This is a genomic window from Mycobacterium kubicae, assembly GCF_015689175.1.
Taxonomy (GTDB): Bacteria; Actinomycetota; Actinomycetes; order Mycobacteriales; family Mycobacteriaceae; genus Mycobacterium; species Mycobacterium kubicae.
The window spans coordinates 5,785,230-5,807,531 of sequence record NZ_CP065047.1 but is presented as its reverse complement, the minus strand read 5'-3'; the positions used below and the strand labels follow the sequence as shown (position 1 = coordinate 5,807,531).

Below are 22,302 nucleotides of genomic sequence, written 5' to 3'. Positions count from 1 at the left end.
AATCGGCGTCCTAAACCAGGGAGCTCGTCACACCCAGTAGGGCACCCGGGCGCGGTACTGGCGCATCGCGAACGCCGCCAGGGTCCAGCCGATGCCGGTCAGCACGATCACCACGGCCCAGTGCCGCAGCTCCTGGTGAGCGCCCAACAGGGGGGCGCGCACGATGTCGAGGTAGTGCAACAGCGGGTTGAGCTCGATGATGCTCGACCATCTGCCGGCCCCTTGCTGCCGCAGCGTGTCGTCGTTCCAGATGATCGGGGTCATGAAGAACAGCAGCTGCACGACGGAAAACAGCAGCGGCCCGATGTCGCGGTAGCGGGTGGCCAGGATGCCGAAACACAGTGACACCCAGATGCAGTTGAGCATGATCAGGGCCAGTGCCGGGAACACGGACAGGTCCGCCCATGACCACGGTTTGGGAAAGATGATCGCCACGACGACATAGATCACGATGTTGTGTGCGAACAGGATCATCTGTCGCCACACCAGCCGGTACACGTGCACACTCAGCGGCGTCGGCAGCTGTTTGATCAGGCCTTCGTTGGCGACGAACACGTCGGCGCCCTCGAGGATCGCGGCGTTGATCAGGTTCCAGATGATCAAACCCAAGGTGACGTATGGCAGGTGCACGGACAGCTCGAGATGAAAGAGCTGGGAGTACAGCGCACCCATGGCCACCGCGGTGGTGCCCGTCGCGATGGTGATCCAGAACGGGCCCAGCACCGATCGGCGATACCGCTGCTTGATGTCCTGCCAGCCCAGATGCAGCCACAGCTCGTGCCGGCGGAACCCGTCGACCAGGTCGCCGCGGGCTCGGGCCAGCGTCTTGGACTGAGCCGCGGCGTCAACGAATGTCATCGCGCTCCTTCGGGTCGGCTGAACTGTTCACGGCGTCCCATGCGGCGCAACCGGATCCACTCGGCCAGACCCTTGGGATCACGGCGCGTCACCAGGAAGAACCAGCCGAACCGCACCCATTCCTGCGCCAGCAGCTTGCGCAGACCGGGTTGGGCCAGCACGTAGCCACGGTTGCGGTAGGTGAAGAACCGCTTGGTGAAGTCGTCGGGGTACTGAGTGTGCATGCGCCCGCCGAGGATCGGCTTGAACTCGTCGGATCCGCACGGGTGCAGGTACACCGCGTTCAGGCAGGTGCCGAACGGTAGCCCGGATCGGACTAGTCGCCGGTGCATTTCCACCTCGTCGCCGCGGATGAACAACCGCAGATCGGGCACGCCGATCGCTTCCAGCGTGGCAGCCCGGAACAACGCACCGTTGAACAGCGACGCGATCCCGGGCAGCAGGTCTGCGTTCGCCTCGGTGCGCAATTCGCTGACCCGCCTGCGCCACACCAACCCGCGCCGCAGCGGGAACGCGAGCCGCTCCGGGTCGTCGATGTTGCACACCATCGGCGACACCTCAGCCAGGCCGTGCTTGTGCGCGCACGCCAGCAACGTCGCCAGCACATCGGGGTCCTGGGCGTGGCCGTCGTCGTCGGCCAGCCACACCCAGTCGGCGCCGTGCGCCAGCGCGAGCAACATGCCGAGCGCGAAACCGCCTGCGCCGCCGAGGTTCCGGCGAGAGTTGAGGTAGACAGACGGAATGCCTTGCGCCTCAACCAGATCCTGGATGCGGCTGTGCCCGGAATCGTCGTTGTCGATGACGATGAGCTGGTCCGGGACGCGGGTCTGGGTGGTCAGCAGTCGCAGCGAACGGGCGAGTTCCTCGGGGCGCCGGTGGGTGACCACCACGGCGACGACGGTCTCACTCATCCACGGATGCTTGTTGCGCCATTGGTTTTTCGGTGTTGTCGACGGTTCGGGTCTCGGCCAGCACCTCGCGCACGTGGCGGGCGGCGTCCTCGCCCTCGTAGGCGCGCACCACGTCCTCGATGCCGCCGGTGAGCCGGATCCCGCCGTGGTCGATCCACATCGCGGTATTGCACAGCCGCGCCAGAAATTCGTTGGAATGGCTTGCAAAGACCAGGATTCCGGAACGTTCGACCAGACTCTGCAACCGAGACTGCGCCTTTTTCAGGAAGTCCGCGTCCACCGCGCCGATGCCCTCGTCGAGCAACAGGATCTCCGGGTCGATGCTGGTCACCACCCCCATCGCCAGGCGCACCCGCATACCGGTGGAATAGGTGCGCAGCGGCATGGACAGGTAGTCACCCAGCTCGGTGAATTCGGCGATCTCGTCGACCTTGGCGAGCATCTGCTTGCGGGTCTGCCCGAGGAACAAACCGCGGATGACGATATTCTCGTAGCCCGAGATCTCCGGGTCCATACCGACGCCGAGATCGAAGACGGGAGCCACCCGGCCGGTGACCTTGGCCCAGCCGCGGGTCGGCTCGTAGATGCCCGAAAGCAGCCGCAGCAGCGTCGATTTCCCGGCTCCGTTGTGCCCGACCAAACCCACCCGGTCGCCGAGGTGCAACGACATGGTGATGTCCCGCAGGGCCTCGATGACCACGACGTTGGAGTCGTTGCGCCCGATGGTGCCGCCCGCTTTGCCCAGAAAAGCCTTCTTCAGCGATCGCGATTTGGCGTCGAATATGGGGAATTCGACCCAGGCGTCGCGTGTCTCGATGTGCGGGCCGGACACGGTTTACAGGTACTGTCCGGTGCCGTGCTGGCCCGGCCTGCCAATTCCCGGCGGCAGGGCGCCCTGTCGCATCTGCTCGAGCTGCGCGCGGGCGGCCATCTGCTGTGCGAACAGGGCGGTCTGGATGCCGTGGAACAGGCCCTCCAACCAGCCGACCAGCTGCGCCTGGGCGATGCGCAGCTCGGCGTCCGACGGGGCGGACTCTTCGTTGAACGGCAGGGTCAGCCGGTCCAGCTCTTCGCGCAGCTCCGGCGCCAAGCCTTCTTCGAGTTCCCGGATGCTGGTCTGGTGGATGTCGCGCAGCCGGGTGCGGCTGGCTTCGTCCAGCGGTGCGGCGCGGACTTCCTCGAGCAGCTGCTTGATCATGGTGCCGATGCGCATCACCTTGGCGGGTTGTTCCACCAGGTCGGTCAGCGAGCGTTCGTCGTTGTCGTCGTCGTCCTGGGCGACGATGCGCCGCGGATCGAGGCCGCCGATTACCTCGATGCCGTCGTCAGGGCCGTCGTCCTTGCCGGAAGTCAACTGTCCTCACCATCCTCTGCCTAGCCGCTATGGGTGCGTCGCTGCGGTGTTCCCGCGCCATTCGTAGATACGCGCCCCGCCGTTGTCGTAAATCATCATCCAGTCCGGCGATTTATCTAGAGAGACTAGTCCGTCGGGTATCACGAACCCGCGCACGATCGGGCTGCTCACCAACACGTATCGGATGTTGAGCGCCTTGATCGACTCGACCACCCGCGGGTCGCTGGTGCCCCGGCGGGCATACGCCCAGAAGATGAAGCGGTGGTAGCCGGGCCCCATCTGCACCGGGTAGTCGTAGTGCGTCCACAGCGGGTGCAGCCCGGCCACGGCGTACATCCAGGCGGTGCCGTCGGTGTTGCCGTTGCCGATCAGCGTGTCGTGGGCGCCGGGCAGCTTGGCCAGATAAGCCATGGCGTCCAGGTCGCGCTGGTCGATCATCACCGAGTCGTATTTGTCGCCGAACAAGAACCGGTGCCGCGGGAAGTAGTGCCACGAGCTGACCACGCAACCGAGCACCAGCAGCGCCGCGGTGGCCGCGGCCCACACCGGATTGCGCACCGGCCGCACTCGGTGGGTCAGTCGCTTTGTCACCCCGACCGCCAGCGCGACCACGGCGAACAGCCCCAGACCCGCCCCGGCGGTCAGCAGCAGCGTGGTGGCCGCCGCGATGCGGCGGGGGTCTTTGTAGAAGAACTCGTTGAGGCCGCCGACCACCACGCCGATCGGGCCGCCCAGTGGGGTGCCGGCGTCGACGTTCATCGCGATCAGCAGCAGCCACACTGCCAGCGGCCACCAGATCTTCTTGACCAGCAGCATCACGCCGCCGATGACGGCCAGCGCGGTCAGCCCGTACTGCACCGGGAAGTCGTTGAGGTGCCGCGAGTGCTGGAAGACGGCGTCGAACAGCCCGCGCCGCTTGCTCAGATAGGTGAGGAAGGAGTGCCCGGCGATGATGTCTTCCTGCTGCTTCACGCTGAGGAACTGCGGCAGCATGATCAGTCCGGCCGCCACCGCCACCCCCGCCAGCGTCACCACGTCGGCAAGCCGGGTGCGGACCGGATGCCACAGCACTTCCAGCAGCCACCACCCGCCCAGCAGCAGCACCACCACCATGCCGCCGGTGATGTGCACCGAGAACACACCCACCAACGCCAGCACCGCGACCGGGATTCGGTCGCGGTGCCGCAAGGTGGAGGCGATCAGCGCCATCGTCGGCACGGCGACCCCGTAGGCCGCCAGGTTCGGCATGGCCGCGGTGTCGAACTCGACGTAGGGCACGGCGGTGAACGACGCCGACAGAGCGGCCGCGGTGGCCGCCGCCCCGGCCGTGCGCCATTGCGTGGTGTGGGAACGCAGCGTGCGCCAAACCAGGACCGCCGCGCTGACCGGGAAGAGCCAGATCGCCGCCGCCACCGAGTTCAGCGTGTAACCGGTGGTGGCCGCGGCGCCGGTGAGCTGACAGAACACCGCCGTCAGCGCGTGGAACACCGAGGGGTAGTACAGCAAGGCGTGGGTTTCGACGTTGCGCAGCTCGCCCATGTGCGTCGACGACGCCTGGCCGGTGTCCAGGATCCACCGCACGGTGTTGGCGTGCCACACGGCGTCCCACGTGCTGGGAATTGACTGCCAATGCGTGATGCCGCGGTAGGCCGCCCACCCGATCAGCAGGGTGCCCAGCAGCACGCCGGCCGCCACGGCGAGCGCCGGACCACGGGCGACGGCCCGCGCTTCGGCGTCGGTGTCACGGAAGCGGCTCAGCACCAGCTGCAAAGCCGTTGCTATGGCGCATGTGACGGCCAGCGCGGCCAGCGCGGTCCACCCGTTCCACGGAATGCCCAGCGCGCCGTAGGGGATGATCGCCAGTGCCACTACGCCGTACGTCAGCGGCGGGCCGACCGCGATGGCGATTGGCCAGTTCAACTGCGCGATCCGCGCGATCATCGCTCCCGGTGCGATCAGCAAAATCAGTGCGATCAGCGTTCCGATCCACAAGGTCACTGGACTAGTATGGCTGGCCGGGTGTCCTGGCTCGGGAGGCCGGAACGGCTGGAACGTCTGTGGCACACCCGCTACCGTCACCAATCTGCGGAAAAGAGCGAAAGCTTTAAGGTGGCTGGCATGGCTTACGACGTCGCCCGGGTGCGTGGGTTGCACCCTTCCCTGGGTGACGGGTGGGTGCACTTCGATGCGCCGGCGGGCATGTTGATTCCCGACTCGGTCGCCACCACGGTGTCGACGGCGTTTCGCCGCTCCAGCGCCAGCACGACGGGGGCGCACCCGTCGGCCCGGCGCAGCGCCGCGGTGCTCAACGCGGCGCGCGAGGCGGTCGCCGACCTCGTCAACGCCGACCCCAGCGGTGTGGTGCTCGGCGCCGACCGCGCGCTGCTGCTCTCCGCGCTCGCCGAGGCGTCTTCGTCCCGCGCGGGGCTGGGGTACGAGGTGATCGTCAGCCGCCTCGACGACGAGGCGAACATCGCGCCGTGGCTGCGGGCGGCCCACCGCTACGGCGCCAAGGTGAAGTGGGCCGAGGTCGACATCGAGACCGGTGAGCTGCCGACCTGGCAGTGGGAGAGCTTGATCGGCAAGGCGACGCGCCTGGTAGCCGTGACGTCGGCGTCCGGAACCTTGGGTGCGGTCACCGACCTGCGCGCGATGACCAAGCTGGTGCACGACGTGGGCGGCCTGGTGGTGGTGGACCACTCCGCCGCCGCGCCCTACCGGCTGATCGACATCAAGGAGACCGACGCCGACGTGGTAGCGGTCAACGCGGTCGGGTGGGGCGGCCCGCCCATCGGCGCCATGGTGTTCCGCGATCCGTCCCTGATCAACTCGTTCTCCTCGGTATCCACCAACCCGTATGCCACCGGGCCGGCCCGCCTGGAGTTGGGGGTGCACCAGTACGGTCTGCTGGCCGGCGTGGTCGCCAGCATCGAATACCTGGCGTCGCTGGACGAGGCGGCCCGCGGCACCCGGCGCGAGCGGCTGTCGGTGTCGATGCACAGCGCCGGCTCCTATCTGAACCGGGTGTTCGACTACCTGATGGTCTCCTTGCGGTCGCTGCCGCTGGTGATACTGCTCGGCCGGCCCGAGGCGCGGATACCGGTGGTCAGCTTCGCCGTCCACGAGGTGCCCGCCGAACGGGTGGTGCAGCGGCTGGCCGACAACGGCATCCTGGCCGTCGCCAACGCCAGTTCCCGGGTGCTGGATGTGTTGGGAGTCAACGACATTGGCGGCGCGGTCACGGTAGGGCTGGCGCACTACTCGACGATGGCCGAGGTGGACCAGTTGGTCCGCGCGCTGGCGTCGTTGGGCTGAGGTCCTAGACCGTCAGCACGATCTTCCCGACGAGGTCCCCCGACGTCATCAGTTGGTGCGCTGCGCCGGCTTCTTGGATGGGCATCCGCGCACCGATGATCGGCCGGACCTTACCGGCCGCGATCATCGGCCAGACCGAGGCCGTCACCTCCTGAGCGATGGCGCTTTTGCTGTTGGGTCCGCTGACCGGGCGCGCGCGCAGCGTGGTGCCGATGACCCGCGCCCGTTTGGGCAGCAGCTTGCCCAGGTTCAGCTCACCCTTGATCCCGCCCTGCATGCCGATGATCACCAACTGCCCGTCGGTGGCCAGCGCGTCGAGATTGCGGTCGAGATAGGAGGCGCCCATGATGTCGAAGATGACGTCGGCCCCGTCGGTCTCTTCCCTGAGGCGGGCGACGAAGTCTTCGTCGCGATAGTTGATGGTGATCTGCGCGCCGAGTTGTCGGCAGAATTCCAGCTTCTCCGCCGATCCCGCGGTGACGGCAACGCGCGCGTCCAGGGCGCGGGCCACCTGGATGGCATGGGTGCCGATGCCGCTAGCTCCGCCGTGCATGAGCAGCAGTTGCCCGGCACTCAAATGCGCGGTCATCACCAGGTTGGACCACACCGTGCACGCCACTTCCGGTAGCCCGGCGGCGTCGACGAGGTCGACGGATTCCGGGACCGGAAGCACCTGGCCGGCTGGGACGGCGACGTACTCGGCGTATCCACCGCCGGCCAGCAGCGCGCAAACCTCCTGTCCCGCAGAGTAATTCGTCACTTCAGGCCCGACGTCGGCGACGACACCGGACACCTCCATGCCGATGGTCTCACTGGCGCCCGGCGGGGGCGGGTACATGCCGGCGGCCTGCAGTACGTCGGCGCGATTGACGCCGGCGGCCACGACTTTGATGAGCACTTCGTCGGGTCCGGCGGAGACGTCGGGAACTTCTTGCCAGAGCAGGTGATCGGCTGATTCGGCGACGATGGCGCGCATGACGGTCACGCTACCGGGCGCCGTCACGTGCGCCACATCCGTCTGCGCCGGAAGGGTGTTGGGTGTGCCCACCTCACAGCGACAACGGGATCGGCACCGGAAGTTGTCGCTCGGAGGCGGGCACATTGGGTGCCGCCCGGTCGAGATGCTGAAGTGACAGCTGTGACTGGCATGGGCGGAATCGGCACCGATGGCCCGCTACCCTTGTCTGCGGTGGCGTGGCAGAGCGGCCTAATGCACTCGCCTTGAAAGCGAGAGACGGCTAAAACCGTCCGGGGGTTCAAATCCCTCCGCCACCGCGGCGACATCAGTAACATACGACGATGGTTCGGATGGTCCGCACCGCATGCCCGTGACGTCATAGCGAGTCAGGGGCGTCAAGATGCGGTCGATCGGCGTGTGGTGGCGGCAACCCGATCACTATGACTGGCTGTCGGAGTACCTGGCAGCGCGTGGACTGCAACCCTTCGTCCGCTACCTGCTGGTCGCCATTCTGACGACACTGGCCGTCGCGACATTGCTGATGTTGGTCAGCCCGTCGGGTCCGCAAACCCAGGTAGCGCGCGGCATCGCCGTGGCGGTCGTCTTGTGCCTGGTGGCGATGGCGCTGGTATGGCTGTTGAGTTGGCCGACGCCGATCCAATCGAAGATGTTCTCGATCGCCGGCGCGGCCGGTATCGCGTTGATTTGCGTGATCGAGCGCGATCCGCGCTCGGGAATGCTGGGCTGTGCCGCCTTCGGCGGCCTGGCCGGGTACGTCGCGTTCTTCCACTCCGCCCGTCTGCTGGTCGCCACGTTGGCGACCGGGTTGGGCACCGCGGCGGTGTGCGCCGCCCGGATCGCCGTGGCCGGAGATGCTTCGATGGCGGCGGCGAAGCTGTTGGTGCTCAGTGCCGGAATCCTGGCGGTGCCCGTGTGTGGGCAAGTGCTCGTGCATTGGTTGTCCGTTGACGCGTTGAAGTCCTCGACCGACCCGCTGACCGGGTTGCGCAACCGGCGGGGCTTCTATCGGTCGGCGTCAAAACTGGTCGCCTCGGACGGCCCCACGGTGTGTCTGAGCGTTGCGATGGTCGATCTCGACAACTTCAAGCGCTTCAACGACACTCACGGTCACGCCACCGGGGACCGCATGCTGGTGGCCGTCGCCGACACCCTGCGAAAAATCGGCGGCGCCCAGACGGTGATCGCCCGCGTCGGCGGTGAGGAATTCCTCGTGGCAGAGACCACTGCCGGCAAGGACGTACTGCGCACCGCCGAGGCGATACGAGCGGCGATAGCCGCCACCTCATGGGGCGTGACGGCCAGCCTCGGTGTCAGCAGCGTCCAGTTGCCGTCGCAAGACAAGTCGGGCCGGCAGGTCATCGAGCGCCTCGTCGAGGCCGCTGACACCGCGATGTACGTGGCCAAACGCGCCGGCGGCAACCAGGTTCGTCATGCCGTCTTGCCGGTGCCGCTGCACCGCTGAAAACCGCCGCGCGTCAGTGCAGCGTCGGTGCGTACCGCAGCACCGCGGCGATACCGTCGGCCGGTGCGATCCGCTCGTCGGTGCGCAGCAGCGAGGCCCCCACCTGAATCGCGAACAGCGGTAGCGCCTCATCGGCGCGCAGCGTCTTGTCCGGCGCCGCACCCTGTTCGGAGAGCACGTCGGCGTTGGGCGCGACGGTGGTCAGGCCCTCGTCGGCGACCACGGTGGCATCACCGATCTCCCCAACGATCAAGGTCTCCACCGCGCCTTGACGCAACGCCGAGCACACCGGGCCCAACCCCTCGGCGGCCAGCCCGGAGTCCCGGCCGACCTCGGCGGTGAACCGCTGCGCCGCATTGTCGAGCACCGCCAATTGCCGCTTGGTGAAAGCAGATTCGATGGCGTCTTGAACTTCGCCGAAATCGTGCCCGCTGTGGCGCGCCCCGACTTGCAGTTCCTCGGTCCGCTGCGCGACGCGCTCCGGCAATTCCGACACCAGGTCCGAGCGCGACCGCACCTCACCCACCACGAACACCACGTCGGCTTCGGTCTTGTCGACGAGTTCGGTGATGCGGTCGGCCACGGCGCGCATGTTCTTGCGGGCCGCTTCGTCGGTGCGCAACTGCGGGTCGCCGTACCCGGCATTCTCGGCGCCGGCGGCCTTGTGCACCGGATAACCGCCACCGTCGACGGTCTCCGAACTGAGTTTGCCGTTGTTGCGCACGGTGAGGTCCGCGCCCGCGTGGTCGACCACCGCCAGGACGTAATTGCCCTGTGCGTAGCCGACTTCCAGGATCGGCACCAGATACGGCAGCTCGGAGACCCGGACGATCGTTGCCGCGGGCGGGCGCACCAGGTGCTCGTTGATGAGCACCCCGGCAGAGCTGGCGACCACCGCGCGTCCGCTGCGACCGACCGGCGGACGCAAATCCGTTACCGCGCGCTCGATTTCCGACACCACCGACTCGTCGGCGCCTTGCTGCTCGAGTTCCTCACGCACGGCGCGCCACTTGAGCGCCAGCTGTTCTTCGGCGTCGTGGGTGTCGTGTGAGTCGTCGAAATAGATCGAGACGAACGGTCCGGGGGCGTCCAGGAGCGGGCGGAAGCGTTGGGAATCCATGCTGTGTTGGTTGCCCGACGAGTCAGGGCACAAACACTAGTAGCTTCGATCGCCTTCACTGTTGTCGATGAAGCGCCATTCGCCTTCGGCCTCCACTTCCATGCGCCAGCCGAGTTCGTTGCCCGGGACCGCTTCGTCGGCGAACCAGGCGTGTGCTTTGTCAGCGCTCTCGATGTCCTTGGTGGCGACGACTTCGCCTTTGGGGTTGAGCACTCGGTAAGTAGCCATACCTCCCTATTACCCGCGTCCGGGCAACCAATCACTCAAACCGGCGGGATCGTCGCGGTGATGGTGTTCATCAGCGCGCCGTAACGGCCGGCCTCGGGGTCCCGGCCCGGCTTGCCGCTGCTGATCACGGCCGCGGCCAGTTCGCGCTGCGGGTCGGCCCACACCGCGATGTTGACCAGCCCCAGGTGACCGAACGCGGCGGGCGCGTTGCGACCGAACGGGCCGAACCTGTTGGACCCGAGCATGTATCCGGTACCCCAGCGCAACGGCACCAGGCCGGTGGCGAAGTCGGGCCGCAACCGTCGGGCTTCCTTCACCGCCCCGCGCAGCGTTTCCGGGCTCATCACCCGGACTCCGTCCAACTCGCCGCCGCGGCGCAGGATCTCCATGAAGCGCGACAACTCGTTGGCCGTCGACACCGTGTTGGACGACGGGATGATGGTGCGCAGGAACAGCGGCTCGTTGGTGAGCGGGATCACCTCGTGAATGGTTCCGCCGATGGCCTTGCGGAAGATCTGTGCGATCACCGGCGGCAGCGTGCGTCCGGTGGCGTGGCTGGGCGCGACCAGCGGCAGGTCCTGTTTGGAGACGCCGAAGTTGGTCCAGCGGAAGCCCAGCGGGTCCAGGATTTCGGTGGCCAGGATCTCGCGGATCTCCTTGCCGGTGGCCCGCCAGATCAGCTCGCGCATCAACGGCCCCCAGGTCAGCGCGTGGTAGATGTGCACCAGGCCCGGTCGGTAGATGGGTCGCAGTTCGCCGAGCTTCTGCAGGGCGTAGTCGTGGTCGTCGGCGCGGGTGACGTCGGGCCGCCGCCCGGGCGGGAACGGCACGCCGGCGCTGTGCGTCATCACGTGCCGGATGGTGATGCAGTCCTTGCCGTGACTGATGAAGGTGGGGATGTACTCGCAGACGCGGTCGTCGAGGGAGAAGGCGCCGCGCTCCACCAGCATGTGCACGACGGTCGAGGTGATGGCCTTGGCCGAGGAGTAGGCGCAGAACGCGGTGTCGGGGGTGACGGGAACCTTCTCGGCATCTGGCGCATCGGTTGGGGCGTTGCCCCAGCCGTGCCCGATCGCGCGGTTGAGGATGACTTTCCCGTTCCGGCGCAGGCATACCTGGATCGCCGGGTGCATGCCCGCCTGGTACCAGTGCCGGGCGGCCTGCCAGATGCGGTCGACGGCCGCTGGGTCGATCTCGGAGTGGTCTTCGGTGCCGATCGCCGTGACGGCGTCGAGGTCGGCCGGGACGCGAATTCTGCCGTCTGGGGTAGAGGTTGTTGCCACCCAGCGAGGGTACGTGCCGGGCGTGGCGGGGCGCGTTATTCGCCGGTGAACTGCGGTGGGCGCTTGGCGAACGTCGCCGAGATCCCCTCGGTCAGGTCCTTGGACGGCAGGAACGCCGCGTTCCAGGCGGCGACGTAGCGCAGGCTTTCCGACACCGCGGAAATGCGTTGCTGGTCCAGGACATCCTTGATGCCGTGCACGGTCAGCGGTGGGTTGGCGGCGATTTCGGCTGCCGTGGCGTGCGCGGCGGCCAGGGTGGCGTCGGCGTCGTCGTACACGTCGTTGACCAGGCCGATCTTCTCGGCGCGGGGGGCGTCGATGTCCTTTCCGGTCAACGCCAGTTCGCGCAGATGGCCGTCGTTGAGGATCAGCGGCAGGCGGGCCAGGCTGCCGACGTCGGCGACGATCGCGAGTTTGACCTCACGCACGGAGAACTTGGCGTCGGCGCTGGCGTAGCGGATGTCGACCGCAGAGATCAGGTCGACCCCACCGCCGATGCACCAGCCGTGCACCGAGGCGATGGTGGGTGTGCGGCAGTCGGCGACCGCACTGATCGCGTTCTGCATGCGCTTGATCTCGGCATGGAAAGTCGCACGCGGCCCGGCCAGCGCGTCCCCGGACAGCAGCGGGGCGAAGGACCCGCCCATGGCGGGCACGTCCAGGCCGTAGCTGAAATTGCGGCCCGATCCGGTGAGCACGATGGCGCGCACATCGCGGTCGGCGTCCAGTGCGGCGAACAGCTCCGGCATCTCCGACCAGAACGCGGGTCCCATCGCGTTGCCCTTGCCCGGTCCGATCAGCGTCACCTGCGCGACCTGATCCTTGATCTCGACGGTGACGGACTCATAAGTTTCGGCAACCATATCGAGACCGTAGCGTGGCGAACATGCCTCGTGACTTGCGACCCGGACCAGATTCCCCGCCCACCGACGAGCTGCGCAGCGCCGAATTGGCACTGGGCATCATGCAAGAAGTCGTACAGACGATCTCGCGCGACGACCTGTCCCGGCAGACGCCGTGCACCGAGTACGACGTGGCCGCGCTGACCACGCATGTGGTGAACTCCATCACCGCCATCGGCGGCATGGTGCAAGCGGAGTTTCCGCCGCATGACGAGGACGATTCGGTGGAGCGGCAGATCATCATGCGGGCCCGTCCGGCGCTGGACGCCTGGCACCGCCACGGCCTGGACGGCGCGGTGCAGCTGGGCGACGGTGAGATGCCGGCGAAGGTCGCGGTGGCCGCGCTGTCCCTCGAATTGCTGGTGCACGCCTGGGATTACGCGGTCGCGCTGGGCCGCGACGTCGAAGTGCCCGATTCGCTGGCCGAGTATGTGTTGGGTTTGGCGCAGCGGATCATCAAGTCAGAGCAGCGCAGCGTCGCCGGGTTCGACGACCCGGTCGACGTGGCCGCGGATGCCCGGGGGCTGGACCGGCTGGTCGCCTTCACCGGGCGTAACCCGGCCCGCTAGCCAGCTTCACGCTCGAGGCCCGGCGGCTACACCCGCTCGAGGTAGAAGTAGAAGTATCGGCCGTTCTCGACCACACCTTTGCCGTTCATGATGCCCATCACCGCGTCGTCGTCGATGACCTTGAAGTGGTCGTGCACGGGCTGGCCGTCGTAGACCATCGTCGCGGTGACCTCGCCGCGGAAGTCTTCCAGCCACAGGCTGGCTTCTCCCTTGCCCATCGCGACGTTGGAGAACTTGTTGCCGTCGTCGTCCAGGCAGACCAGCGGCTGCACGTCGGTGATCGACTTGAACGTCTTGCCGAACCACTTGGCCTTCTCCAGTCGGCCGTTCATCTTGTGGCCGGTGACGAACTCGCCGCCGCGCCATTCGCCGATCATGTCGTCCACGGTGGCGGGCGGCAGGCCGGCCCAGAATTCGTCGAGCTCCTGGTCGGGGATGGCGCCGCTGCGTTGGGTGAACTCGGTGAACTTCGCGCGGGCGTCACTCACAGTGCTCTCCTTCATTCGGCGTTCGCGATCCAGCCGCGGGCGAATCGCAGCAGCGCGTCGTTCTCGTCCGGCGCGCCGATGGTGACTCGGACACCGTCGCTGCCATACGGGCGGACCACGATGCGGGCAGCCGCGGCCTGCTCGACGAAGTCCTGGGTGCGCGATCCCAACGGCAGCCACACGAAGTTGGCCTGCGACGGCGGCAGGGAGTACCCCGCGGCGCGCAGTTCGGCGCTCACCCGAGCCCGCTCGGCGACCACCGCGTCGGTGCGCGCCAGCAACTCGTCGGCGGCCTCCAGTGACGCGATGGCCGCGGCCTGCGAGAGGCTGGTTGCGGTGAAGGGCACGTAGACCTGGTCCAGCGCGGTGATGACGTCGGGATGGCCGACCGCGTAGCCGACGCGCAGACCCGCCAATCCATAGGCCTTGGAAAAGGTCCGCAGCACAACCACATTGCTGTAGGTGCGCACCAGCCCCAGGCTGTCCGGCTGCAGGCCGTCGCGGATGTACTCGACGTAGGCCTCGTCGATCGCGATCAAGATGTGCGGCGGAACCGAAGCCACGAAGCGGTGCAACACCTCGGGGTCGACGACGGTCGACGTCGGATTGTTGGGATTGCAGACGAAGATCAGCCTGGTGCGGTCGGTGACGGCGGCCAGCATCGCGTAGAGGTCGAAGGTGTGGTCGGTCAGCGGCACCTTGACGGCGGTGGCGCCGGCAACCTGCACCTGGGGCGGGTAGAGCTCGAAGCTGCGCCACCCGAAGACCACCTCGTCGCCCACGCCGGAGGTGATCTGCACGAGTTGCTGGCACAGGCTCACCGACCCGCAGCCGACGGCGATGTGTTCGGGGGCGAAGTCGGGGCCGACGTGGGCGGCCAGCGCCGCTTTGAGCTGCACGCAGCCGTTGTCCGGGTAGCGGTTGATCAGGTCGGTGGCGTGTTCGATGGCCGCGCGGACACTGGGCAGCGGGCCGAACACCGTCTCATTGCTGGCCAGTTTGATGGCACCGGGCACGGTCTTGCCGGGAACATAAACTGGCAGCCCGGCCAGCTCGGGCCGCAGGCGGGCGGTCACGTCGACAGCATATGTGGCGCCTGTGTACGCTGAGCCTCCGGCGGCCCCGGGGATTCCGGAGTCGGGTACCCTCAGGAAGTTCATGGAGGCGTGCCAGAGCGGCCGAATGGGGCTCACTGCTAATGAGTTGTCCCCCTCAAAGGGGACCGGAGGTTCAAATCCTCTCGCCTCCGCTGCGCCCTTTCGAGGGCACAACTAAAGACCGGCGCCCGTAGCTCAACGGATAGAGCATCTGACTACGGATCAGAAGGTTGGGGGTTCGAATCCCTCCGGGCGCGCTTCGCCGTCTCCGTCGGGCCCGTCCTCGGGCGGATACCAGCCACCGTCGCATTTTTCCAGCCAATTAATTGGGACACCAGTTGCCAGGGCCCACGCGTTCAAAACGATTTTGCGCGGGGGTCTTTTGCCTTTTTCGGCGTCCGAAATTACGGTCCGGCCGACGCCCATTAGCGCGGCCAGTTCCTCTTGCTTCAAGCCCGCTTCGAGGCGGGCAATCAGGAGCCGATACGAGAGTCGGCTAGGTGGGACCTGTCCCGCGTTCAGTGCTGTTGACATAAGCGCGATCATACGCACTACGCGCGCGTAGGCGCAATATGTGCGCAAAGCAACACTTGTTCGTAACCTAGTCGCGGCGCCGTGTTTCGGGCAAACGTCAGCTAGCGGCGCTTCGTAACGAAACGGCACGTTCCGCGCAACGATGTTGTGTCCAAAAGCGACATATGTCGCTATGGTGGCGAACATGACTCCCACCGAAACCCCCGCACCGCCGACCGAAGGCACCGTCACCGAAGCGTCCAACGCGTTCGACATTCCGAAGCGCTCCCTACACCGCGCAATCGAACGCGGCATGATCCCCGCCCGCAAGATCGGCCCGCTGTTCGTCGTCGACATGGAAGCCGCGCGTCTCTACGGCGAAGTGTTCAAAGCCCGCCGCGCCCTGGACGCCTACACCGGCCGCGCCGGCGGCGACGAGTGATCGCCGCACTCAAAGCGGTCGGCGACGCAATCAAGTCCGCGCGCCGCGCCCGCCGCGAAGCGTTCTCCGACTACGAAGCCGGCGACTTTCTGATAACCGGCACCGGCCGCATGGAATTTGACGGGCCCGACGCTGCCGCGCCAATCGCCGTCGCTGAAGTCCGCTCCGCTCTCCACGAGCTGCCCGACTCGGAACTCTTCGGCGTCGCAGCGCGCGTGATTGAAGCCTGGGCGCCGCTCATGTTGCCGACCGTCCGCGCGGCGACCGATGTCGACGTCCTGATCGACGCGCTGCGTGATCGCGCCGTGCAATTCGAAGCCGTCGAGCGCGACGCCGACGAACCGTTCCCGACCCCTGCCCACCTGGGCGCCACCCTGACCCGCTTGCCGCGCCGCGGCGAGTGATTGGAAAACGGCCGGCGCCCCGCTGTGAACGGAACGCCGGCCGACGACACCCGAAGGAATATTTCGCATGTCTGAACAGACCCTAGTTCGACCGATCTGGACACCGGAGGACGCGCGCCAAGCTGCGCGCGATGCAGCTGGTCACACCAGCTACCCGGCCGAGCCTTGCAACTGTGAATCCGTCGATTGCCGGCACGCCTACATGGGCGTTCCGGCCGGCGACGTCCGCGTGATGTACGTCGGTCGCGTCTGCGACGACTGCGCGGCATCGCACCTGGCGCCCTACGTCGCGAACGGAACAGGCCAGTGATTATCGGGAAGTTTGAGACTGAAAACGGCGCGCTGATCGAAGTCAGCTGGGAAGAAGTGACGCCGGAAATTGCCAGCGAATGGCTTGCGGTCAACGCCGAACACAATCGTTCGCGCAACCGCGCGCAAGTCGAGGCAATCGCGAACGACATCACCGACGGGTTCTGGGCATTCAACGGCGCGACCGTCTCGTTCGACCAGGACGGCGTGATGCTCGACGCGCAGCATCGTTGCAGCGCAATCGTCGCTGCCGGCATCCCTGTCTACATGCTGGTACTACGTGGGCTCGAACCCGGCGCAATTCAACTGATGGGACAAGAGCGGCCCCGCTCGGCGCACGACCTGCTGACCACCTCGGGCCGCGCTATGCCTTACGCGCGGGAATGCGCCGCAATCGTCAACGTGCTACGCCAGATCGACCCCAGCTTGTCGCATATCAAGACGCGACCGCACCTGGCCGATTACGTCTGGCAGCACCGGACGACGTTGCAGCCGCTCGCCACCTGGGCGAAAAGCGTCACTGATGCGACGAGCCTCTGGATCTCACCGTCGCACGCGTTTTCCGGCCGTCGGAAGGACGCAAAGAAGGCCGTCAACGTGTCCACGTTGGCATCGCTGGTTTACGTGATGACTGTTCACCACGGCGCCGACGTGGACACCGTGCAACGGTTCTGGGAGAGCGTTTTCTCGGGGATCGCGCCGACGGCGGAAGACGTTGCAGCCGTCGGCGCGATCCGATCGCACTTACAGAACAACGCGCCGCTGATAAACACCGGCGGACGTGGCGGCGCCACGTCTCTGCTGCCAACCTTCGACACCTTGATTCGGGCCTACAACCGCCGGCAAGACGGCGAAGTAATCACGCGAGTCTCGGCGCCGAAAACCGTCGCTAAACGACTGGGCGAAATCGCTCGCACTAGCCAGAAATCAGGCCAGTGATGCGGCCCCGCCGCGCGCGGCGAATCACGAAGGCGATCGTCGCCGCTGCCGTCCTGGTCCTGGTCCTCACCGTCGGCGCGCTCTGGGCCGCGCAGCGCGCCGAAGCGGGCCCCGCCGGGATGCAATGCGTCGATCAGTTCTGGCTGGTCCCGTTCCAAGCGAACCGGCGCACCATCTGCGACGGGCCGATCCTGCCCGATGGCAGCTGGCAGCGGCTCCGCGAGTTCTACACGCCGGCGCACGACGTCCCGCTGCGGTCCTACTGCTCCGGTGGCGCCTATTCGAGCACCTGCACCTACAGCGGCGGTTACTGGCAGCCGCGGACGTCGCTCGGAATCGAGGCTTACCACGTCACGCCGGACTCAGTGCTCGCCGACGAGCCCGGACACATTGGCGGGGTGCTGTGAATGGCGCGGTCCCTGCCCGGTCAAGGCGGGCACCGGCTGTCGAACCCGAACGACCCGCTGGTCCGCTCCGCGCTGAAACGGGATTGCCCCGAGTGCGACGCGCACCCGGACCAGTGGTGCGTCGGCATCGCCGCGGAAAGCCGGACGCGTGGCCGGCGGCGATCGCGATTGCACTTTGCTCGCTGCTCATACGAGCCGGCGGACTGATGGCGCCGATCTTGGGCGGCGCCGCGGCCGGCGTGATGGTCGCCGCGGTGGTCCTGGCGCTCGGCGTTACCCCGGCGGCGTGGTTCGCGATCGGGCTCGCCGTGCTGGCGATCGGCGCCGGCGCCGCCGACTACGTGCGGACTCACTGATGCCGGACGGCCGACGGTGGCCGGGATACGCGACCCGCTTTTGCCCTGTGTGCGGCCGGCGCGTCGGCACGCATCGAGAACCCATCAACGACAACCGATTGGAATTAGTTGTGTACCACCAGCACGACGACACGCTCCGCAAACCCTGCCGGATGAGCGACAAGCGCGCAGCGATCGGCGCCGTCGCGTTCACCAGCGTTACCGACGCCGGCGCGTTCCCGATCCGCGAATACCGGGAGGCGATCGCGTGATCGGCGACGTGAACGTGAAGCTGAGCGGGCCGACCGCCGCGCGGATCGACTTCTTGGTCGCCGCGCTCGATCGGCAGGCCGCGGCGAACGAGCGCCTGGCCGCTGCGATCGAAGCGCACACCGCGCTACTGGACGGCGCGCACAACGGGCCGCGCGGATGACGCCGGCCCGCGGGCCCGCCCCGGAACGCTGCGAAAACTGCGGCTACGCCGAGAAATACCGCCGGCAATCCACCGGCGAACGGCCGGCGTTCTGCACCGGGCACGAAGCCTGGCTGTGCGCCGGCTGCCGCGCGCACATGGGTTGCGGCGACCTCGGGCACCGGGTCGAAGCGATCCCGCCGCGCGTCGACGTAACCGGAATCCCTGCCAACGACGGGATTTACTCGTCGATCGACGACGACGTTTATCACTCGGATCTGGCGTCGTTGTCCTCGTCCGGGGCGCGTGACCTGCTCGGTTCGACGCCGGAAGAGTTCGACTACCACCGGCGCGTTCCGCGGGATCCGAACCGGAACTTCGACTTCGGGCACGCAACTCACAAGATGGTCCTCGGCAAGGGCTCGCGGCTGGCGATGCTCGACCCGAAAGTCGTCGGGCTCAAAGCCGACGGGAAACCGGCCGCGGTCCCGACGTCGACGTCGATGTGGAAGCAGGCCGCAGCGAAAGCCCGCCGCGATGGCCGGCTGCCGATCGCTAAATCCGACATGGAAAAAGCGCAGACAATGGCCGGCCGCGTTTTCCAGCACCGGATCGCGGCGCGGCTGCTATCGAAAGGGCAAGCCGAGCACTCGATTTACTGGCACGACGACGCGACCGGCGTCCGGCTGCGCTGCCGGCCGGACTTCCTGCCCGAGCTGCCAGGCCGGCCGATCTGCGTCGACTACAAGACCGCGACGTCGGCGAACCCGAAGCAATTCCAGCGCGCCGTTTTCGACTACGGCTACCACCAGCAGCAGGCGTTCTATGAAGACGGGCTCGCTGAACTCGGACTCGAAGACGTCGGATTCCTGTTCGTCGTCCAGTCGAAAACGGCGCCCTACACCGTGTCGGTGTGCTCGATCGAACCCGAAGTCGTCGAGCTCGGCCGGCGCCAAAACCGCGCAGCGATCGAACTGTTCGCCCGCTGCATCGAGGCGGACCGCTGGCCCGGATACGAGGGGATTCAAACCGTCGGGATGGCCGGCTGGGCAGTGAAGCAGATCGAAGACTCCCTCGAAGAGATTTACCAACCCACCAGATAGGAAGGCACCAAACCGCATGACCAGCAACGAGATAGCCGAGCGCGACGACTCCGGGACGCTCGAAGTTTTCCCACCAGCGCGCCCGCATTCAACGACCGCCGTCGCCGTGCTGTACGAGCACGCCGAGGTTTATAACACCGCGTGGAAACTCGCCGGCCAGCTGGTAGCGACGACGATGGTTCCGAAACGCTTCTTCGGCAGACAGAAACAGGGCGACGCGACGGCGGCGATCCTCTACGGCTCCGAACTGGGACTCAACCCGATTCAGTCGCTACAGCGTGTCGTGCCCATTCACGGAATGCCATCGCTCGAAGCGCGAACGATGGTCGGGCTGCTCAAGTCGCGCGGCTACAAGGTCCGCACCGTCGAGCAGTCCGACAAGTCGGTAACCGTCGAAGGCGTTGCGCCGGACGGCGAAACGGCGTCGAGCACCTGGACGATAGAGCGCGCAATTCAGGCCGGGTACGTGCCGATGCCGTCTTCGCAGGACTCGAAGCGTCGGCCGGACATCAAAGAGGACTGGATCACGACGTCGAAGACGTGGGACGGCAAGACGACCGTTTCGATCGTCGGAAACATGAAGTACATCACCGACCCGCAAACGATGCTGAAAGCCAAAGCGCAAGCAGAGGTTTGCCGGGAACTGGCGCCCGACGTGCTCATGGGGATCAGCTACACCCGCGAAGAGCTCGAATCCGAGGACCAGCGGCAATTCGACCGGGAACCCGCGCCGGCGCGCGTGCAATCGTCGCGCGTCACCGAGGACCAGATTTTCGCCGAAGAGGCGCCGTTGTCGTCCGACGGAATCGCCGGCGACAACCCGCCCACCGCAGAGGAAGTGCGGACCCACCAGGCGCCGGCCGGCGACGTGACGCAGGAAAGCGGCGAAGGGCCCGCCGATCCCGAGCCGTCGCCGGCCGAGCAATCCGAGACGGTACCCGAGCCGCCGGCCGAGCCCTCAAACGTGAGCGCGAAAGTTGAACCCGCGCAGGTCAAAGAGCCGGAAACCGAGGCGAAGGCGAAGTCGCGCAAGATCGCGGCGAAACGCTCGACGGCGCCGGCCGCGGATCCCGACCGGCCGAAATCCCGTATGCGGCAAGCACTTGAAAAGCGGCTGTTCACGCTCTGCGGCGACGCCGGGATCGCCGGCGACAAGGACCGCGACGGCCGGATCGCTGTCTACCGCTCGATTCTCGAACGCGACGACGTGACGTCGACGGACGACCTCGACGACGTTGCAGTCGGAAAAGTCGCCGACCAGCTCTACGCCTGGTCGCAGCAAGAAGGCGTCCTCGACGAGCAGATCGCCGGCATCTTGTCCGACGCTGCGCGCGAGGCGAATCAGGCCGGCGACGCCGGCGCCCCCACCAGTGAAGGAACCGAGTAAATGGCGCTGATAACCGACAAGCCCGAAGACATTCCGACGGGCAACGACCTCGACAACCTCGACCCCGAAGACGTCGAAGGCGGCACCGCCGGCGCCACCCGCGAGCGCGCGGAAATCTATCTGTCCGGCGCGCACGTAGCGACCCTCGACGACGCGCCCGACGGGCTCGAACGGATAACGATGATGGTCGAACTCGAAGTCGTCGAAGAGTCGATCCGCTTCACCGAGAACGGGGAGAAGGAAATCCCGATCCGCCGTTGCCGGCGCGTCGGCGACATGTGGCGACCGGGCACCGCGCGACCGCCGACAAAAGAACAGATCCTCGCCGAGCAGGCCGCGGCGAAGGCGAAGGCGGCGCGCGAGCAGGCCGAGCGTGAAGAGGCCGAGCGCGCCGAGAAGGAGCAGAACGAACCGCCGATGTTCGACGAAGACGGCGACCCGATCGACCCGGACGCCAAGCACCAGAACGACCACGCCCCCGAGGACCAGGGCGACGGCGACCAGCCGGATCCCGAACCCTCGAACGTCGTCGCGTTCTCGGACGGCGGCAAGAAATGAGGCCGGTCGTCGTCCGCCAGTCCGAAGCGGGCCCGAACGCGAGCAACACCGGCGACTACTGGTTCACCGTGTCTATGGGCAACGGCGAAACAGTGCTTACGTCGAAGATGTACCGGGCCCGCTGGCTCGCCAAACGGGCCGCTCGCGCGTTCATTGCCCGGATCGAAGGCGAAGTGACGTTTACCTACTGGACGGGCTACACGCCCGTTCAGGAGGCCGAAGCGGCTGCGCTGGGCCGGAAGCCCCGCGGGAAGCTGCAACACGTCACCGAGCGGATCCGCTACCGCGGCACTACGGGCCCAATCATCACTCGGGCTGCCTGATGGTCGACGTCGACGGCGCCGAGCACTGGTATTCCGAGTGCGCGAAGTGTCACCGCATGTTCCGCGACGGGCCGGAAACGGCCGGCGTTTGCCCCTGCGGGCACGAAAACACGTTCGTCGACGAGTAAATCCGGGCGCCGGCCGGTTCAGCAGCGTAGCCGGCCGGCGTCCCTCAAACCACCACCAGAAAGGCCGTAAATGGGGCTGCCGTGGGTTCGACTCGATACCCAATTCCCAAGCAATCCGAAGGTTCTCGCGCTCGTCGAAGAGAAGAAGTTCCGCCCGCTGTTCGTCTATGTCTCGTCGCTGGCCTACGCCGGCGCGCACGGTACCGACGGATTCTTGCCGGCCGCGTCGCTGCCGTTCCTGCACGCCACCAAGGCCGACGCGAAAGTCCTTGTCGACGTTGGTTTATGGGATCCCGCCGGCAACGGCTGGGAGGTTCACGACTGGGCCGAGTTCCAGCCGTCGACCGCCGAAACGCAGGAGCGCAAGAAACGCGCGATCGACGCTGCGCGCAAGGCCGCGAACGTCCGCTGGCATGGCAACGGCAATGCGGAATCCGCCTAGCGGCGCAATGCGATTCGCACATGGCGCCGAGCGA

Annotated in this window: 29 protein-coding genes and 3 tRNA genes; 19 read left to right on the top strand and 13 right to left on the bottom strand. The window is 66.8% G+C overall.

What is annotated here, in order from left to right; all coding sequences use genetic code 11:
• Positions 1-27: 27 nt before the first annotated feature.
• Genes wzm through I2456_RS27325 form a run of 5 tightly spaced genes read right to left on the bottom strand, consistent with a single transcriptional unit; the run spans position 28 to position 5,121 of the window.
• Positions 28-858, bottom strand: coding sequence for a galactan export ABC transporter permease subunit Wzm/RfbD (gene wzm, locus I2456_RS27345; protein WP_068034152.1), 831 nt, complete (start codon positions 856-858; stop codon positions 28-30).
• On the bottom strand, positions 855-1,769 hold the full coding sequence (gene glfT1 / locus I2456_RS27340) for a galactofuranosyltransferase GlfT1 (RefSeq protein ID WP_068034154.1): 915 nt from the start codon (positions 1,767-1,769) through the stop codon (positions 855-857). The genes wzm and glfT1 overlap by 4 nt, the downstream gene beginning before the upstream one ends.
• Entirely contained in the window at positions 1,762-2,601 is an 840-nt protein-coding gene (wzt, locus tag I2456_RS27335) for a galactan export ABC transporter ATP-binding subunit Wzt/RfbE (RefSeq protein WP_068034156.1), read from the bottom strand. Before wzt ends, glfT1 begins: the two co-directional genes overlap by 8 nt.
• Positions 2,602-2,604: 3 nt before the next feature.
• On the bottom strand, positions 2,605-3,123 hold the full coding sequence (locus I2456_RS27330) for a bacterial proteasome activator family protein (protein ID WP_085074912.1): 519 nt from the start codon (positions 3,121-3,123) through the stop codon (positions 2,605-2,607).
• A gap of 27 nt (positions 3,124-3,150) precedes the next feature.
• Positions 3,151-5,121 carry a DUF6541 family protein gene (locus I2456_RS27325; protein WP_085074913.1) on the bottom strand — a complete coding sequence of 657 codons (1,971 nt, stop codon included), beginning with the start codon at positions 5,119-5,121 and terminating at the stop codon, positions 3,151-3,153.
• 120 nt (positions 5,122-5,241) lie between these two features.
• Here I2456_RS27325 and I2456_RS27320 point away from each other — a divergent pair, with 120 nt between their 5' ends.
• Complete coding sequence (locus I2456_RS27320) at positions 5,242-6,438, top strand: cysteine desulfurase-like protein (protein ID WP_085074914.1); 1,197 nt, start codon at positions 5,242-5,244, stop codon at positions 6,436-6,438.
• 4 nt (positions 6,439-6,442) lie between these two features.
• Here the strand turns inward: I2456_RS27320 and I2456_RS27315 are convergent, their stop codons facing one another.
• Complete coding sequence (locus tag I2456_RS27315; protein ID WP_085074954.1) at positions 6,443-7,414, bottom strand: NAD(P)H-quinone oxidoreductase; 972 nt, start codon at positions 7,412-7,414, stop codon at positions 6,443-6,445.
• Between the two features lie 212 nt (positions 7,415-7,626).
• On the opposite strand from I2456_RS27315, the gene I2456_RS27310 reads away from it, so the two are divergent.
• Both I2456_RS27310 and I2456_RS27305 read left to right on the top strand, forming a co-directional pair.
• Positions 7,627-7,713: transfer RNA gene (locus I2456_RS27310), tRNA-Ser, on the top strand.
• Positions 7,714-7,796: 83 nt separating this feature from the next.
• Complete coding sequence (locus I2456_RS27305; protein WP_085074915.1) at positions 7,797-8,879, top strand: GGDEF domain-containing protein; 1,083 nt, start codon at positions 7,797-7,799, stop codon at positions 8,877-8,879.
• A gap of 13 nt (positions 8,880-8,892) precedes the next feature.
• On the opposite strand, the gene I2456_RS27300 is transcribed toward I2456_RS27305, so the two are convergent.
• From I2456_RS27300 to I2456_RS27285, 4 genes are read right to left on the bottom strand one after another with little or no spacing between them, the layout of a single operon-like run.
• Complete coding sequence (locus I2456_RS27300; RefSeq protein WP_085074916.1) at positions 8,893-9,999, bottom strand: Rv2629 family ribosome hibernation factor; 1,107 nt, start codon at positions 9,997-9,999, stop codon at positions 8,893-8,895.
• 36 nt (positions 10,000-10,035) lie between these two features.
• On the bottom strand, positions 10,036-10,227 hold the full coding sequence (locus I2456_RS27295; protein ID WP_068034168.1) for a hypothetical protein: 192 nt from the start codon (positions 10,225-10,227) through the stop codon (positions 10,036-10,038).
• Positions 10,228-10,262: 35 nt separating this feature from the next.
• The gene (gene lipE / locus I2456_RS27290) at positions 10,263-11,510 is read right to left on the bottom strand and encodes a lipase LipE (protein WP_085074917.1); all 1,248 of its coding nucleotides are present in this window, start codon (positions 11,508-11,510) and stop codon (positions 10,263-10,265) included.
• Between the two features lie 35 nt (positions 11,511-11,545).
• Positions 11,546-12,373, bottom strand: a complete 828-nt coding sequence (locus I2456_RS27285) for a crotonase/enoyl-CoA hydratase family protein (protein WP_085074918.1) — start codon at positions 12,371-12,373, stop codon at positions 11,546-11,548.
• Positions 12,374-12,396: 23 nt separating this feature from the next.
• Between I2456_RS27285 and I2456_RS27280 the strand changes: the two genes are divergently transcribed.
• Positions 12,397-12,981: a TIGR03086 family metal-binding protein gene (locus tag I2456_RS27280; RefSeq protein ID WP_085074919.1), complete on the top strand. Its 585-nt coding sequence runs from the start codon at positions 12,397-12,399 to the stop codon at positions 12,979-12,981.
• Between the two features lie 26 nt (positions 12,982-13,007).
• Here I2456_RS27280 and I2456_RS27275 read toward each other — a convergent pair whose 3' ends face one another.
• Together I2456_RS27275 and I2456_RS27270 are read right to left on the bottom strand one after the other, a co-directional pair.
• A complete protein-coding gene (locus I2456_RS27275; protein ID WP_139823247.1) occupies positions 13,008-13,469 on the bottom strand; it encodes a DUF4334 domain-containing protein in 462 nt (153 codons plus the stop codon).
• An 11-nt stretch (positions 13,470-13,480) separates the two neighbouring features.
• Positions 13,481-14,545, bottom strand: coding sequence for a pyridoxal phosphate-dependent aminotransferase (locus I2456_RS27270; protein WP_085074921.1), 1,065 nt, complete (start codon positions 14,543-14,545; stop codon positions 13,481-13,483).
• A gap of 84 nt (positions 14,546-14,629) precedes the next feature.
• Here I2456_RS27270 and I2456_RS27265 point away from each other — a divergent pair.
• Both I2456_RS27265 and I2456_RS27260 read left to right on the top strand, forming a co-directional pair.
• A tRNA-Ser gene (locus tag I2456_RS27265) sits at positions 14,630-14,718 on the top strand.
• A 32-nt stretch (positions 14,719-14,750) separates the two neighbouring features.
• Positions 14,751-14,823, top strand: a tRNA-Arg gene (locus I2456_RS27260).
• Here I2456_RS27260 and I2456_RS27255 read toward each other — a convergent pair.
• Positions 14,789-15,100, bottom strand: a complete 312-nt coding sequence (locus tag I2456_RS27255) for a helix-turn-helix domain-containing protein (protein WP_085074955.1) — start codon at positions 15,098-15,100, stop codon at positions 14,789-14,791. The two genes, I2456_RS27260 and I2456_RS27255, sit on opposite strands and share 35 nt — an antisense overlap.
• 184 nt (positions 15,101-15,284) lie before the next feature.
• Between I2456_RS27255 and I2456_RS27250 the strand changes: the two genes are divergently transcribed.
• The 13 genes from I2456_RS27250 (at position 15,285) to I2456_RS27195 (ending at position 22,268) form a co-directional block, all read left to right on the top strand.
• Complete coding sequence (locus tag I2456_RS27250) at positions 15,285-15,521, top strand: hypothetical protein (RefSeq protein WP_205880191.1); 237 nt, start codon at positions 15,285-15,287, stop codon at positions 15,519-15,521.
• Complete coding sequence (locus I2456_RS27245; RefSeq protein WP_085074923.1) at positions 15,518-15,925, top strand: hypothetical protein; 408 nt, start codon at positions 15,518-15,520, stop codon at positions 15,923-15,925. The genes I2456_RS27250 and I2456_RS27245 overlap by 4 nt, the downstream gene beginning before the upstream one ends.
• A gap of 67 nt (positions 15,926-15,992) precedes the next feature.
• Complete coding sequence (locus I2456_RS27240; RefSeq protein ID WP_139823248.1) at positions 15,993-16,235, top strand: hypothetical protein; 243 nt, start codon at positions 15,993-15,995, stop codon at positions 16,233-16,235.
• Entirely contained in the window at positions 16,232-17,173 is a 942-nt protein-coding gene (locus I2456_RS27235) for a hypothetical protein (RefSeq protein WP_163703891.1), read from the top strand. Before I2456_RS27240 ends, I2456_RS27235 begins: the two co-directional genes overlap by 4 nt.
• A complete protein-coding gene (locus tag I2456_RS27230; RefSeq protein ID WP_139823249.1) occupies positions 17,173-17,580 on the top strand; it encodes a CDGP domain-containing protein in 408 nt (135 codons plus the stop codon). The genes I2456_RS27235 and I2456_RS27230 overlap by 1 nt, the downstream gene beginning before the upstream one ends.
• Positions 17,581-17,787: a zinc finger domain-containing protein gene (locus I2456_RS29265; RefSeq protein WP_139823250.1), complete on the top strand. Its 207-nt coding sequence runs from the start codon at positions 17,581-17,583 to the stop codon at positions 17,785-17,787.
• Entirely contained in the window at positions 17,787-17,936 is a 150-nt protein-coding gene (locus I2456_RS27225; protein ID WP_169717208.1) for a hypothetical protein, read from the top strand. The genes I2456_RS29265 and I2456_RS27225 overlap by 1 nt, the downstream gene beginning before the upstream one ends.
• A 247-nt stretch (positions 17,937-18,183) precedes the next feature.
• A complete protein-coding gene (locus tag I2456_RS27220) occupies positions 18,184-18,348 on the top strand; it encodes a hypothetical protein (protein WP_163703892.1) in 165 nt (54 codons plus the stop codon).
• Entirely contained in the window at positions 18,345-19,430 is a 1,086-nt protein-coding gene (locus I2456_RS27215) for a PD-(D/E)XK nuclease-like domain-containing protein (RefSeq protein WP_085074927.1), read from the top strand. Before I2456_RS27220 ends, I2456_RS27215 begins: the two co-directional genes overlap by 4 nt.
• Positions 19,431-19,446: 16 nt before the next feature.
• Entirely contained in the window at positions 19,447-20,817 is a 1,371-nt protein-coding gene (locus I2456_RS27210) for a dihydrolipoyllysine-residue succinyltransferase component of 2-oxoglutarate dehydrogenase complex (protein WP_085074928.1), read from the top strand.
• Positions 20,818-21,375, top strand: a complete 558-nt coding sequence (locus I2456_RS27205; protein WP_085074929.1) for a hypothetical protein — start codon at positions 20,818-20,820, stop codon at positions 21,373-21,375.
• Positions 21,372-21,698, top strand: coding sequence for a hypothetical protein (locus I2456_RS27200; RefSeq protein ID WP_085074930.1), 327 nt, complete (start codon positions 21,372-21,374; stop codon positions 21,696-21,698). Before I2456_RS27205 ends, I2456_RS27200 begins: the two co-directional genes overlap by 4 nt.
• A 198-nt stretch (positions 21,699-21,896) precedes the next feature.
• The gene (locus I2456_RS27195) at positions 21,897-22,268 is read left to right on the top strand and encodes a hypothetical protein (RefSeq protein ID WP_085074931.1); all 372 of its coding nucleotides are present in this window, start codon (positions 21,897-21,899) and stop codon (positions 22,266-22,268) included.
• Positions 22,269-22,302: the final 34 nt, after the last annotated feature.

Coding starts and splice junctions, on each gene's coding strand:
- I2456_RS27210 (WP_085074928.1), top strand. CDS start 19,447: ATGACCAGCAACGAGATAGCCGAGCGCGACGACTCCGGGACGCTCGAA.
- I2456_RS27315 (WP_085074954.1), bottom strand. CDS start 7,414: ATGCGCGCCATCGTCGCCGAATCAGCCGATCACCTGCTCTGGCAAGAA.
- I2456_RS27300 (WP_085074916.1), bottom strand. CDS start 9,999: ATGGATTCCCAACGCTTCCGCCCGCTCCTGGACGCCCCCGGACCGTTC.
- I2456_RS27225 (WP_169717208.1), top strand. CDS start 17,787: ATGGCGCCGATCTTGGGCGGCGCCGCGGCCGGCGTGATGGTCGCCGCG.
- I2456_RS27200 (WP_085074930.1), top strand. CDS start 21,372: ATGAGGCCGGTCGTCGTCCGCCAGTCCGAAGCGGGCCCGAACGCGAGC.
- I2456_RS27280 (WP_085074919.1), top strand. CDS start 12,397: ATGCCTCGTGACTTGCGACCCGGACCAGATTCCCCGCCCACCGACGAG.
- wzm (WP_068034152.1), bottom strand. CDS start 858: ATGACATTCGTTGACGCCGCGGCTCAGTCCAAGACGCTGGCCCGAGCC.
- I2456_RS27195 (WP_085074931.1), top strand. CDS start 21,897: ATGGGGCTGCCGTGGGTTCGACTCGATACCCAATTCCCAAGCAATCCG.
- I2456_RS29265 (WP_139823250.1), top strand. CDS start 17,581: ATGGCGCGGTCCCTGCCCGGTCAAGGCGGGCACCGGCTGTCGAACCCG.
- I2456_RS27230 (WP_139823249.1), top strand. CDS start 17,173: ATGCGGCCCCGCCGCGCGCGGCGAATCACGAAGGCGATCGTCGCCGCT.
- I2456_RS27205 (WP_085074929.1), top strand. CDS start 20,818: ATGGCGCTGATAACCGACAAGCCCGAAGACATTCCGACGGGCAACGAC.
- I2456_RS27255 (WP_085074955.1), bottom strand. CDS start 15,100: ATGTCAACAGCACTGAACGCGGGACAGGTCCCACCTAGCCGACTCTCG.
- I2456_RS27305 (WP_085074915.1), top strand. CDS start 7,797: ATGCGGTCGATCGGCGTGTGGTGGCGGCAACCCGATCACTATGACTGG.
- I2456_RS27295 (WP_068034168.1), bottom strand. CDS start 10,227: ATGGCTACTTACCGAGTGCTCAACCCCAAAGGCGAAGTCGTCGCCACC.
- I2456_RS27240 (WP_139823248.1), top strand. CDS start 15,993: ATGTCTGAACAGACCCTAGTTCGACCGATCTGGACACCGGAGGACGCG.
- I2456_RS27250 (WP_205880191.1), top strand. CDS start 15,285: ATGACTCCCACCGAAACCCCCGCACCGCCGACCGAAGGCACCGTCACC.
- I2456_RS27215 (WP_085074927.1), top strand. CDS start 18,345: ATGACGCCGGCCCGCGGGCCCGCCCCGGAACGCTGCGAAAACTGCGGC.
- I2456_RS27320 (WP_085074914.1), top strand. CDS start 5,242: ATGGCTTACGACGTCGCCCGGGTGCGTGGGTTGCACCCTTCCCTGGGT.
- glfT1 (WP_068034154.1), bottom strand. CDS start 1,769: ATGAGTGAGACCGTCGTCGCCGTGGTGGTCACCCACCGGCGCCCCGAG.
- I2456_RS27285 (WP_085074918.1), bottom strand. CDS start 12,373: ATGGTTGCCGAAACTTATGAGTCCGTCACCGTCGAGATCAAGGATCAG.